Genomic DNA, 12475 nt, shown 5'->3' on the forward strand with positions numbered 1-12475 from the left:
CCCCCGGGCGTGCGCCCGGAGGCCCTTGGCCAGGCTTGGCTAGTACGCCGAGCCGGACGCGCCGAGCGAACCCGTCGGGTGCCAGACCGTCTTCGTCTCCAGGAACGCGGTCATGCGGTCCGTGCCCGGGGAGCCCGTGAAGTCCTCGGTGCGGCGGCGCAGGACCCGCTTGAGGTTGTCCGCCGCCGCGATCTCCAGCTCGCGCGCGAGATCGGCGTCCGCGCCCGTCAGGTCGATCGCGTTGACGTCCTGGTGGGCCGCCAGGTGCGGGCCCATCTCGGCCGCCTTGCCGGAGAGGATGTTGACCACACCTCCCGGCAGGTCGGAGGTGGCGAGCACCTCGCCGAGGGAGAGCGCCGGCAGGGGCGCCTTCTCGCTCGCGATCACCACGGCCGTGTTGCCGGTCGCGATCACCGGGGCGATCACCGACACGAGGCCGAGGAACGACGACTCCTGCGGCGCCACGACCGTGACCACACCCGTCGGTTCCGGGGTGGAGAGATTGAAGAACGGGCCCGCGACCGGGTTCGCCCCGCCCACGACCTGGCCGATCTTGTCGGTCCAGCCCGCGTACCAGACCCAGCGGTCGACGGCCGCCTCGACGACCTCGGCCGCCTTCGCCTTGGACAGGCCCTCCGCGTGCGCCACCTCGCGCACGAACTGGCTCTTGCGGCCCTCCAGCATCTCCGCGACGCGGTACAGGATCTGGCCCCGGTTGTACGCCGTGGCGCCCGACCAGCCGCCGAACGCCTTGCGCGCGGCGACGACCGCGTCACGGGCGTCCTTGCGGGAGGAGAGCGGCGCGTTCGCCAGCCACTTGCCCTTGTGGTCCTGCACTTCGTACACCCGGCCGCTCTCGCTGCGGGGGAACTTGCCCCCGACGTACAGCTTGTAGGTCTTGAAGACGCTCAGACGGTTCTGATCAGACATCGAGGTACGCCTCCAGGCCGTGGCGGCCGCCCTCGCGGCCGAAGCCCGACTCCTTGTAGCCGCCGAAGGGCGAGGTCGGGTCGAACTTGTTGAACGTGTTGGCCCAGACGACCCCGGCCCGGAGCTTGTTGGCCACGGCGAGGATTCGCGAGCCCTTCTCCGTCCAGATGCCCGCCGACAGGCCGTACTGGCTGTTGTTGGCCTTGGCGACCGCCTCGTCGGGCGTACGGAAGGTCAGCACGGACAGGACCGGGCCGAAGATCTCGTCGCGGGCGATGGTGTGCGCCTGGGTGACGTTCGTGAAGAGCGTCGGGGCGAACCAGTAGCCGGCGGACGGCAGCTCGCAGGCCGGGGACCAGCGCTCGGCACCCTCCGCCTCGCCCTTCTCGACCAGCGTGGTGATACGCGACAGCTGCTCGGCCGAGTTGATGGCGCCGATGTCGGTGTTCTTGTCCAGCGGGTCACCGAGCCGCAGTGTCGACAGGCGCCGCTTGAGGGAGTCGAGCAGCTCGTCCTGGATCGACTCCTGGACCAGCAGGCGCGAGCCCGCGCAGCAGACCTGGCCCTGGTTGAAGAAGATGCCCGTGACGATGCCCTCGACAGCCTGGTCGATGGGGGCGTCGTCGAAGACGATGTTCGCGCCCTTGCCGCCCAGTTCGAGGGTGAGCTTCTTGTCCGTGCCGGCGACCGAGCGGGCGATGGACTTGCCGACGGCGGTGGAGCCGGTGAAGGCCACCTTGTTGACGTCGGGGTGCTCGACGAGCGCGGCGCCGGCGTCCCCGTAGCCGGGGAGGATGTTGACCACACCGCGGGGCAGCCCGGCCTGGCGGCAGATGTCCGCGAAGAACAGGGCGGAGAGCGGGGTCGTCTCGGCGGGCTTGAGGACGACCGTGTTGCCGGTCGCGAGCGCCGGGGCGATCTTCCACGCCAGCATCAGCAGCGGGAAGTTCCACGGGATGACCTGACCGGCGACGCCCAGCGGCCGTGGGTTCGCGCCGTAGCCGGCGTGGTCGAGCTTGTCGGCCCAGCCCGCGTAGTAGAAGAAGTGCGCGGCGACCAGCGGGAGGTCCGCGTCGCGGGTCTCCTTGATCGGCTTTCCGTTGTCCAGGGTCTCCAGGACCGCCAGCTCGCGACTGCGCTCCTGGATGATCCGGGCGATCCGGAAGAGGTACTTGGCGCGCTCGGAGCCGGGCAGCGCCGACCACTTCTCGAACGCCTTCCGGGCCGCCTTCACCGCGCGGTCGACGTCCTCGGCGCCCGCCCGGGCGACCTCGGAGAGGACCTCCTCGGTGGCGGGCGAGACGGTCTTGAAGACCTTGCCGTCGGCCGCCTCGACGAACTCGCCGTCGATGAACAGCCCGTACGACGGGGCGATGTCGACGACGGACCGCGACTCGGGCGCGGGAGCGTACTCGAATACAGATGCCATGATGATCAGTCCACCGTCACGTAATCGGGGCCGGAGTAACGGCCGGTCGCCAGCTTCTGACGCTGCATCAGCAGGTCGTTGAGCAGGCTGGAGGCGCCGAAGCGGAACCAGTGGTTGTCCAGCCAGTCCTCGCCGACGGTCTCGTTCACCAGGACCAGGAACTTGACGGCGTCCTTGGTGTTGCGGATGCCGCCGGCGGGCTTCACGCCGATCTGGACGCCGGTCTGGGCGCGGAAGTCGCGCACGGCCTCCAGCATCAGCAGCGTGTTGGCCGGGGTGGCGTTGACCGCGACCTTGCCGGTCGAGGTCTTGATGAAGTCCGCGCCGGCCATCATGCCGAGCCAGGAGGCGCGGCGGATGTTGTCGTACGTGGACAGCTCGCCGGTCTCGAAGATGACCTTGAGGCGGGCCCGGTCGCCGCACTCCGCCTTGACCGCGGAGATCTGCTCGAAGACCTCCAGGTAGCGGCCGGCGAGGAAGGCGCCACGGTCGATGACCATGTCGATCTCGTCGGCGCCGGCGGCGATCGCGTCACGGGTGTCCGCGAGCTTCACGGGGAGCGCCGCGCGCCCGGCCGGGAAGGCGGTGGCGACGGAGGCGACCTTGACGCCGGAGCCCGCGAGGGCGGCCTTGGCGGTCGCCACCATGTCGGGGTAGACGCAGACCGCGGCGGTCGTCGGGGTCGTGCGGTCGGTCGGATCGGGATGGACGGCCTTGGCGGCGAGTGCCCGGACCTTGCCCGGGGTGTCCGCGCCTTCGAGCGTCGTCAGGTCGATCATGGAGATGGCCAGGTCGATGGCGTACGCCTTGGCCGTGGTCTTGATCGAGCGGGTGCCGAGGGACGCGGCGCGTGCTTCCAGGCCCACGGCGTCGACGCCGGGCAGCCCGTGGAGGAAGCGGCGCAGCGCACTCTCGGACGTGGTCACGTCGGCGAAAGCGGATGCTGCGGATGCAGTGGTGGGCATGGTCACCAGTCGAGCATATCTACGCGCGTAGCGACCTGTACAGCCCCGCGGTTCCTCAGGGCGAGAGGTGAGCGCCGTCACAGAGCGGTGACCATGGAACGGACGGCTCCCGCATGCAAGATCATCAGGTTTTTCCGCAGCCGGCCAGAACTCGACGGCCCTACTCGAACGAGAGGCCAGCGGCATGCGGCTCTTCCTCACCCACCTGTCGTGATTCACAGGAGTCGTGGTGCGCACCGCCCCCCTGAGCCCCCTGAGCCGGTCGCCGGGCGCTGAGGCAGAATCGGCGGTATGACGAGCCCCCAGCCGCCCGCCGAGCCGGCGTACGCCGACCGCGTCTTCCGTTCGCCCTTCGGGATCGCGGGCGGCGTCCTGCTGATCGCCCTCGCCGTCTGGTTCTGCGGCGACGCGATGGTCCGGGGCGAGGGCCGCACCCCGTGGGTGGCCCTGGCGGCGCTGCTGTTCGTGGTGCCGCTCGTCGTGGCGTTCACGATCCGGCCCGCGGTGTACGCGAACGACGACCGCCTCAAGATCCGCAACCCGTTCCGCGACATCACCCTGCCCTGGGCGGCGGTCGCCGACGTCCGCGCCGGGTACTCCAGCGAGGTCCTGACCCGTGAGGGGACCAAGTACCAGCTCTGGGCCGTCCCCGTCTCCCTGCGCCAGCGCAAGCGGGCGGCCCGGCGCCAGACGCGCGCCGCCCAGGACGACCCGCACGGCCGCACCTCCGTCCACGTGGACGTGAGCGACCAGGACCGGCTCGCCCCGGCCGACCGGACGGTGGCCGACCTCCGCGACCTCGCCGAGCGCGGGGCCTCCCGGCCGGGCGCCCAGGGCGAGCCGCGCGTGCGCTGGGCCTACGAGATCATCGCCCCGGCGGTGGCGGGGCTGGTGCTCCTCGTCGTCCTGCTCGCCACCCGGTAGGGGGAGAGGCCCCGGCTCACGGCGGGCCGTGCCAGACCAGGAGCATGTGGCCGCCCAGCCAGGCCGAGGACAGGGCCGCCCCGACGAGCACCAGGGCGGCCGCGTGGCGGCGGGCCCGGCAGATCGCGAGCGCCAGGGGCAGCAGCAGCGGGAAGCCCGGCATCAGGAAGCGGGCACGCGGGAAGTAGACCCCGCCACTGCCCAGGACGACCAGGAGCAACACCCCCGAGAAGACCAGCAGGAGCACCGGCTGACGGTCGGCGAGACAGAGCGCGAACAGCGCCGCCGAGACGATCAGCACCAGCGAGACCATGACCAGGAACAGCTTCGGTTCCTCGGCGTAGACCAGATGGACGCGCAGCTTCCGCAGGGTGACCGAGCCGCCGTCCCACTCGTTGCTCCACGCCTTCTGGACCGCGAAGTAGCCGTCCCAGCGGCCGAGGTGCAGCCCCACCCACCCCACGTAACCCAGCCAGCCCAGCGGCGCGACGAGAGCCGCGGCCAGGGCCGGCCGGCTGCCGCGCCGGGCGGCGAGCAGCCCGGCGACGGTGACCGCCGCCGCGACCGCGATCCCGGTCGGCCGGGTCAGTCCCGCCGCGACGGCCAGTCCGGCCGCCCACGCCCAGCGCCGGTCCATCGCCGCGTACAGCGCCCAGGCGGCGAGCGCGGTGAAGAGCGATTCCGTGTAGCCCATCCACTGGACGGCGGCGACGGGCAGCGAGCCCCAGAGCACCGCGAGGACCGTCCCCACCCGGCGCCCGTACAGCCGGTCGCCGACCGCGAAGATCCCCCAGGCGGCGAGCAGCGAGCAGAGCACCGCCAGCACCAGGCCGACGGAGGCGCGCGAGCCGGGGGTGACGGCCGCGACCGCCTTGACGAGGGCCGGATAGAGCGGGAAGAACGCCAGGTTCCTGGGGCCGACGGACGCCCCGGGACCGAAGTCGGGCCCGGGATCGAGCTCCGGCTCGAACCCGTACCCGTCGTCGGCGATGCCCAGGTACCAGCGGGAGTCCCAGCCGGTGGCGAGCAGCGGCCAGACGCCGTGGCCCTTGAGGTGCGTCCAGCGGATCAGGACGGCGAGCGACAGGAGCCGTACCGCCAGATAGCCGAGGAGAGCGGGGGCCGCGTGCCGCAGCGTGCCGCGCACCCGCTTCGGAAGCCCCTCGCCGCGTGGGGACGGAGGCCGCCGCGAGGCGGGCACGGTCGGTCGGGCGGTCAGGACCGGGGGCACGGGGGCGGCTCCAGGGGTGCGCGGCGGGATACCGGGGTCACCCTGGCGTGGACCACCTGATCGCGGGACGCGCGTTGCATCCGTTGCCGTACGGAATTCACCCGTTCGGGAAAGCGGTGAGGGGCCCGTACGGAAACGATTCCGTACGGGCCCCTCACGCCCCGCTGCCGGAAGGCCTCGAAGGACCGGGCGGTCAGAGGCCGGCGGCCGCCGACAGGTCGCGCTTGATCGCGGCGAGGATCTCGGCGCCCTTCGCGCGGGCCGCCGCCAGCTCGCTCGCGTCGCCGACCGGGACCACGACCTCCAGGTAGCACTTGAGCTTGGGCTCGGTGCCGCTCGGGCGCACGATGACCCGGGCCTTGTGCTCGCCGTCCAGGTAGTAGCGCAGGCCGTCCGTCGGGGGCAGCGCGTCCGTGCCCTTGGTCAGGTCCTCCGCGGTGGTGACCGTCAGCCCGGCCAGCGAGACCGGCGGACGCTCCCGCAGCGCGCTCATCGCGTTCGTGATGACGCTCAGGTCCTCGACCCGCACCGACAGCTGGTCCGTGGCGTGCAGCCCGTGGGCGACCGCCAGGTCGTCGAGGAGGTCCGTCAGCGTACGGTCCTTCTCCTTCAGCTCCGAGGCCAGCTCGGTGACGAGGAGCGCGGCCGTGATGCCGTCCTTGTCGCGGACGCCCTCGGGGTCGACGCAGTAGCCCAGCGCCTCCTCGTATCCGTACCGCAGACCCTCCACGCGGGCGATCCACTTGAAGCCGGTCAGGGTCTCCTCGTAGCCGACCCCGGCCGCCTCGGCGATCCGGCCGAGCAGCGAGGAGGACACGATCGACTCGGCGAAGACGCCCCGCGCTCCCTTGTGGACCAGGTGCTCGGCGAGCAGCGCGCCCACCTCGTCACCGCGCAGCATCCGCCAGCCCCCGACGACCGTCCCGTCGGGCACGGCCACCGCGCAGCGGTCGGCGTCCGGGTCGTTGGCGATCACCAGGTCGGGCTCCACGACACGGGCCGCCTCGAAGGCGAGATCCATGGCGCCCGGCTCCTCCGGGTTCGGGAAGGCGACCGTGGGGAACGCCGGGTCCGGCTCGGCCTGCTCGACGACGAGCGCGGGCGCCGGGAAGCCGGCGCGGGCGAAGGCGGCCGTCAGGACGTCCTTGCCGACGCCGTGCATGGCCGTGTAGACGGTCCGCGCGGTGCGCGCGGAGCCAGGGGTCAGGACGGCGTCCGTGCGGGCCAGGTAGGCGTCCAGGACCTCGTCGCCCAGGGTCTCCCAGCCTCCCGACGGGCGGGACACGTCGTGCAGCGAGCGCACCGCGTCGATCTCGGCGGCGATCTCGGCGTCGGCCGGCGGCACGATCTGCGAGCCGTCCCCGAGGTAGACCTTGTAGCCGTTGTCGCGCGGCGGGTTGTGGCTCGCGGTCACCTCGACACCGGCGACGGCGCCCAGGTGCCTTATGGCGAACGCGAGGACGGGCGTCGGCAGCGGGCGGGGCAGCAGGGCGGCGCGCAGTCCGGCGCCGGTCATCACGGCGGCGGTGTCGCGCGCGAAGTCGGCCGACTTGTAGCGGGCGTCGTAGCCGATCACGACCAGGCCGTCGGTCTGCCCCTTGGCCTTGAGGTACGCGGCGAGTCCGGCGGCCGCGCGGATGACGACCGAGCGGTTCATCCGCATGGGCCCCGCGCCCAGCTCGCCGCGCAGCCCGGCCGTACCGAACTGCAGCGTGCCGCTGAACCGGGCCGCGAGCTCGCGCTCGTCACCGGCCTCCAGGAGCGCGGCGAGCTCCTCGCGGGTCTCACTGTCGGGGTCCTCGTCGAGCCACGTCCGGGCCCGGGCGATGAGGTCCTGCGTCACGGTGTGTGCCTCTCTGCTGCTGTCGTACGAGGTCGGGTACGGACGGACACGCGGGTACGGGTACGTGCGCCGCTTCGGTTCACACGTACCCGTACCCGCGCGGCGCCCGAAGGCGCCCGTCAGATCCGGTCGAGCACCCGGGTGAGCAGCTCGCCCATGCGGGCGGCCGAGTCGCGGCCCGCCTGGAGGACCTCCTCGTGGTTCAGCGGCTCGCCCGAGAGGCCCGCCGCCAGGTTGGTGACCAGGGAGATGCCGAGCACCTCGGCGCCGGCCTCACGGGCGGCGATGGCCTCCAGGACGGTGGACATGCCCACCAGGTCGCCGCCCATGACCCGGACCATGTTGATCTCGGCCGGGGTCTCGTAGTGCGGGCCGGGGAACTGCACGTAGACGCCCTCTTCGAGGGTCTCGTCGACCTCCTTGCACAGCGCGCGCAGGCGCGGCGAGTACAGGTCGGTCAGGTCCACGAAGTTCGCGCCGACGATCGGGGAGGCGGCGGTCAGGTTGATGTGGTCGCTGATCAGGACCGGCTGGCCGGGGCGCATGCCCTCGCGCAGGCCGCCGCAGCCGTTGGTCAGGACGACGGTCTTGCAGCCGGCGGCGACGGCGGTGCGGACGCCGTGGGCGACGGAGGCGACGCCCCGGCCCTCGTAGAAGTGGGTGCGGCCCAGGAAGACGAGCGCGCGCTTCTCGCCGATCTTGTACGAGCGGACCTTGCCGCCGTGGCCCTCGACGGCCGGGGCCGGGAAGCCGGGCAGCTCGGTGACCGGGAACTCGGCCTCGGGAGCACCGAGCGCGTCGACGGCCGGGGCCCAGCCGGAGCCCATGACCAGGGCGACGTCATGGGTCTCGACTCCGCTCAGCTCGCGAAGACGGGCGGCAGCGGCCTCGGCGGCCTCGTACGGGGTGGCAGTTGCGTTCACTGACTCTCTCGCCTCGGGGAGGGGGGTCCGAGGGGAGCCCCGGACGGATTTCCTACGCGCAGAAGCGTAGCCCGAGAATTCCTACGCGCGTAGATGACGATGCTGACGGACATGGGATCGTTGTCTTGTCGTTTCCGACGAATGGCGTAGCGGCGCCGCCGCGAGAGCTTCCCCCGAGCGGGTGACGCCCCGAACCGGGGCCGGGCACCCGCGGGGCGCCATCGCCTGTGTGCGGCGGCCGGGCCGGGGCCCGGGGGGTGTCAGCAGGGCCGCTTGCGCAGCTCCATCACGTAGTCGTGGGGGGCGCCGGCCGATTCGGCCGCGTCCGCGATCTCGCCCAGATAGCGGGCCGACGGCAGACCGCCCTCGTACGCGTTCAGGACGTACAGCCACACCGGCTCCTCGCCCTCCAGGGTGTCGACCCGCACCCGCATACGGCGGTAGATGTCCAGGCCGACGCCCTCCCAGCGGTCCATCGAGTCCTCGTCCGCCGGCGCGATGTCGTACAGCGCGACGAAGACCTGGGAACGCGGCGCCTCCACGATCGTGGCCAGCGCTCCCTCCCAGCCCATCTGCTCCCCGCCGAAGGTGAGCCGCCAGCCGTTGAGCCAGCCGGTGCCGCGCAGCGGGGAGTGCGGGGCGCGGCGGGTCATGAGCCGCGCGTCGAGGTTGCCGGCGTACGCGGCGTAGAGCGACATGGGACCGAGGGTACGGGAGGGGACGGGGTGGACGCGGAAGTACGTGACCGGGACCGTACGGAGGCCCCGACGAGAGTCCGCGCCGTGCGTACGGGACAATGGGGTACGCACTTGAAGCGTGCGGGACAATGGCGTACGCACTGCAGCCCAGCGGGGGACCCCCCGGCAGAACGAGAGCGCGAGGCGTGACCCACGTGACCCGGATCGTGATCATCGGCGGCGGACCCGGCGGATACGAGGCAGCCCTGGTGGGCGCCCAACTCGGCGCGGAGGTGACCGTCGTCGACTGCGACGGCCTCGGCGGCGCGTCCGTCCTGACCGACTGCGTTCCCTCGAAGACCCTGATCGCCACGGCCGAGGTGATGACCACCTTCGACTCCTCGTACGAAGAGCTCGGCATCATCGTGGCCGACGACACCCCGCACGTGGAGCAGGCCGCCCGCGTCGTCGGCGTCGACCTCGGCAAGGTCAACCGACGGGTGAAGCGCCTCGCGCTCGCCCAGTCCCACGACATCACCGCCTCCGTCACCCGGGCCGGCGCGCGTGTCCTGCGCGGCCGCGGCCGGCTGTCCGGCCGGCAGGCCGTGGACGGTTCCCGCCAGGTGATCGTCACCGCCGCCGACGGATCCGAGGAGTCGCTGACCGCCGACGCCGTGCTGATCGCGACCGGCGGCCACCCGCGCGAGCTGCCCGACGCCCAGCCGGACGGCGAGCGGATCCTGAACTGGACCCAGGTCTACGACCTCAAGGAGCTCCCCGAGGAGCTCATCGTGGTCGGTTCCGGTGTCACCGGCGCCGAGTTCGCCGGCGCCTACCAGGCCCTCGGCTCCCGGGTGACCCTCGTGTCGAGCCGCGACCGCGTGCTCCCCGGCGAGGACCCGGACGCCGCCGCCGTCCTGGAGGACGTCTTCCGCCGCCGCGGTATGAACGTCATGGCCCGCTCCCGTGCCGAGTCCGCCAAACGCGTCGGCGACCGCGTCGAGGTCACCCTGGCCGACGGCCGGGTCATCTCCGGCACCCACTGCCTGATGGCGGTCGGCGCGATCCCGAACTCCGCCGGCATGGGCCTGGAGGAGGCCGGGGTCCGGCTGAAGGACTCGGGCCACATCTGGACCGACCGGGTCTCCCGGACCTCCGCCCCCGGCGTCTACGCGGCCGGTGACGTCACCGGCGTCTTCGCGCTGGCCTCGGTGGCGGCGATGCAGGGCCGGATCGCGATGTACCACTTCCTCGGCGACGCCGTCGCCCCGCTGAACCTGAAGACGGTCTCCTCGAACGTCTTCACGGACCCGGAGATCGCCACCGTCGGCTACACCCAGGCCGACGTGGACGCGGGCAAGATCGACGCCCGGGTGGTCAAGCTGCCCCTGCTGCGCAACCCCCGCGCGAAGATGCAGGGCATCCGGGACGGCTTCGTCAAGATCTTCTGCCGCCCCGGCACGGGGATCGTGGTCGGCGGCTGTGTCGTCGCGCCGAAGGCGAGCGAGCTGATTCACCCGATCTCGATCGCGGTCGACAACAATCTGACGGTCGAACAGATCGCAAACGCTTTCACCGTGTACCCCTCCCTGTCGGGCTCGATCGCCGAAGTGGCACGGCAGTTGCACACCCGAAAGGCCGCGGGCGAGGGCTGACCCGGCCTCCGGCCTGGGAAGATCCGGACAACCCCTGGCAACCAGGGGCATAGAGCGAACAACGGCGGGGCCTCCCATACCACTTGGAGGCCCCGTCCGTGCGCATCTTCTGCAATTCGGGTCAGAGTGCTGAAAAGCGTCGGCCGGTCAGGTTACTGTCAGTTTCGTGTTCGCTGCAGAACGTCGTCAGTTGATCCTCGAAATGGTGCGCGCCAACGGGGCCGTGTCGCTCCGTGAGCTCGCCCGCGTCGTCCAGACCTCAGAAGTGACCGTACGGCGAGACGTGCGGGCACTGGAGGCAGAAGGACTCCTCGACCGCCGGCACGGCGGTGCGGTACTGCCGGGCGGGTTCACGCGAGAGTCCGGCTTTCCGCAGAAATCCCATCTCGCGACCGCCGAGAAGACCGCCATCGCCGACGTCGCCGCCGGCCTCGTCGAAGAGGGCGAGGCCATCGTCGTCGGCGCCGGGACCACCACGCAGGAGCTGGCCCGCCGGCTCGCCCGCGTGCCCGGCCTCACCGTGGTCACCAACTCCCTGCTCGTCGCCCAGGCGCTCGCCCACGCCAACCGGGTCGAGGTCGTCATGACCGGCGGCACGCTGCGCGGCTCGAACTACGCGCTGGTGGGCAGCGGGGCCGAGCAGTCCCTCCAGGGGTTGCGGGTCTCCCGCGCCTTCCTGTCGGGCAGCGGTCTCACCGCCGAGCGTGGTCTGTCCACGTCCAACATGCTCTCGGCGAGCGTGGACCGGGCGCTGGTGCAGGCGGCGGCGGAGGTCGTGGTCCTGGCCGACCACACCAAGCTCGGCACGGACACCATGTTCCAGACGGTGCCCACGGACGTGATCACCCGGCTGGTCACCGACGAGCCCCCGGCGCACGACGACCGGGCCGCGACGGAGCTCCAGGCGCTGGCCGACCAGGGTGTCCAGATCGCGGTGGCCGGGACGGGCGTGGGTACGGGCGCGGGCGGTGACGCGGTCCCCCCGGGCGGCAGGGCCCGCCGTGACGTCCCGCTCCCGGGGCAGCGGGCGGCCAGGCATCCGGGCGCCGGTCAGTTCCGGGGAGGCCCGGCCTCTCTGGCCGGTGACGTCCTCCCTCCGGAGCGGACCGCGCGCGTCGCCGACTTGCGGCGACGCTGACGGGGAACCGCGAAGGGCCGACGACCTCACGTTCTGAGGCCCTTCAGGGTCAGGGAGAGCAGCCGGTCCGCCAAGTCCGCGTCCTGCGGGGACTGTTCGGCGGCCAGTGCGATCGCGTTGGTGAGCTGCATCAGGTCCCGGATCGACACGTCCGTACGGACCACTCCGGCTTCCTGGGCCCGGGACAGCAGGATCTCGCCGGCCGCGCGCAACGGAACGCTGCACCGGGCCATCGCAGAACTCTCGTCCAGTGAGGCCGACATGAGCGCGTGCGCGAGGCCGCGGTACTCACTCGCGTGGCTGATCAGTGCGCGCAGCCACTCGACGAGCGCCCGGCACGGGTCAGGGGCCACCGCGAGGTCACGGGAGCGCTGGAGGAGGGCGGCCAGCGCCTCCTGGAAGACCGCGCTCATCAGCGCGTCCCGGCTCGGGAAGTGCCGATAGAGCGTCCCGATGCCGACTCCCGCACGACGGGCGACGTCCTCCAGGGAGGTGTCCGTGCCGTGCTCGGCGAACGCGGCACGTGCCTCGCTCAGCAGCCGCTCATGGTTGCGGCGCGCGTCGGCGCGCATGGGACCCACTCCCGTTCCTGTCGGCGAAGGGCCCGCAGGCGGTGTGTGCCTGCGGGCCCTTCGTACCGTACCTGCGGACCGTTGATCAGTCCTTGATCTCGCAGATGGGGGCGCCGGAGGTGATGGAGGCGCCGATTTCGGCGGTGAGGCCCTTGATGGTGCCGGAGCGGTGGGCGTTGAGGGGTTGT

The 12475-nt window shown here is 72.0% G+C and carries 11 protein-coding genes; 3 read left to right on the forward strand and 8 right to left on the reverse strand.

Annotation, left to right across the window (positions count from 1 at the left end; genetic code table 11):
* Nucleotides 1-39: 39 nt before the first annotated feature.
* From IE136_RS19160 to deoC, 3 genes are read right to left on the reverse strand one after another with little or no spacing between them, the layout of a single operon-like run.
* Nucleotides 40-930 (reverse strand): aldehyde dehydrogenase family protein, encoded by an 891-nt coding sequence (locus tag IE136_RS19160; RefSeq protein ID WP_158989723.1) that lies wholly within the window; start codon nucleotides 928-930, stop codon nucleotides 40-42.
* Nucleotides 923-2359, reverse strand: coding sequence for an aldehyde dehydrogenase family protein (locus IE136_RS19165; RefSeq protein WP_158989724.1), 1437 nt, complete (start codon nucleotides 2357-2359; stop codon nucleotides 923-925). The genes IE136_RS19160 and IE136_RS19165 overlap by 8 nt, the downstream gene beginning before the upstream one ends.
* 5 nt (nucleotides 2360-2364) lie before the next feature.
* A complete protein-coding gene (gene deoC / locus IE136_RS19170) occupies nucleotides 2365-3324 on the reverse strand; it encodes a deoxyribose-phosphate aldolase (protein WP_158989725.1) in 960 nt (319 codons plus the stop codon).
* 291 nt (nucleotides 3325-3615) lie between these two features.
* Between deoC and IE136_RS19175 the strand changes: the two genes are divergently transcribed.
* Nucleotides 3616-4248: a PH domain-containing protein gene (locus IE136_RS19175; protein ID WP_158989726.1), complete on the forward strand. Its 633-nt coding sequence runs from the start codon at nucleotides 3616-3618 to the stop codon at nucleotides 4246-4248.
* A gap of 16 nt (nucleotides 4249-4264) precedes the next feature.
* Here IE136_RS19175 and IE136_RS19180 read toward each other — a convergent pair whose 3' ends face one another.
* From IE136_RS19180 to IE136_RS19195, 4 genes are all read right to left on the reverse strand, one after another.
* Entirely contained in the window at nucleotides 4265-5479 is a 1215-nt protein-coding gene (locus tag IE136_RS19180) for a putative hexosyltransferase (RefSeq protein ID WP_189600924.1), read from the reverse strand.
* Nucleotides 5480-5672: 193 nt separating this feature from the next.
* Nucleotides 5673-7322, reverse strand: a complete 1650-nt coding sequence (locus IE136_RS19185; protein WP_158989728.1) for a phospho-sugar mutase — start codon at nucleotides 7320-7322, stop codon at nucleotides 5673-5675.
* Between the two features lie 119 nt (nucleotides 7323-7441).
* A complete protein-coding gene (locus tag IE136_RS19190) occupies nucleotides 7442-8245 on the reverse strand; it encodes a purine-nucleoside phosphorylase (RefSeq protein ID WP_158989729.1) in 804 nt (267 codons plus the stop codon).
* A 260-nt stretch (nucleotides 8246-8505) separates the two neighbouring features.
* Nucleotides 8506-8943 carry a gamma-glutamylcyclotransferase family protein gene (locus IE136_RS19195; RefSeq protein WP_158989730.1) on the reverse strand — a complete coding sequence of 146 codons (438 nt, stop codon included), beginning with the start codon at nucleotides 8941-8943 and terminating at the stop codon, nucleotides 8506-8508.
* A 194-nt stretch (nucleotides 8944-9137) separates the two neighbouring features.
* On the opposite strand from IE136_RS19195, the gene IE136_RS19200 reads away from it, so the two are divergent.
* Both IE136_RS19200 and IE136_RS19205 read left to right on the forward strand, forming a co-directional pair.
* Nucleotides 9138-10577 (forward strand): NAD(P)H-quinone dehydrogenase, encoded by a 1440-nt coding sequence (locus IE136_RS19200; protein WP_158994625.1) that lies wholly within the window; start codon nucleotides 9138-9140, stop codon nucleotides 10575-10577.
* Between the two features lie 202 nt (nucleotides 10578-10779).
* The gene (locus IE136_RS19205; RefSeq protein WP_229818961.1) at nucleotides 10780-11715 is read left to right on the forward strand and encodes a DeoR/GlpR family DNA-binding transcription regulator; all 936 of its coding nucleotides are present in this window, start codon (nucleotides 10780-10782) and stop codon (nucleotides 11713-11715) included.
* Between the two features lie 26 nt (nucleotides 11716-11741).
* Here the strand turns inward: IE136_RS19205 and IE136_RS19210 are convergent, their stop codons facing one another.
* A complete protein-coding gene (locus tag IE136_RS19210) occupies nucleotides 11742-12287 on the reverse strand; it encodes a TetR/AcrR family transcriptional regulator (protein WP_158989734.1) in 546 nt (181 codons plus the stop codon).
* Between the last annotated feature and the right edge of the window lie 188 nt (nucleotides 12288-12475).

This window comes from Streptomyces lateritius, from assembly GCF_014649715.1.
Classification (GTDB): domain Bacteria; phylum Actinomycetota; class Actinomycetes; order Streptomycetales; family Streptomycetaceae; genus Streptomyces; species Streptomyces lateritius.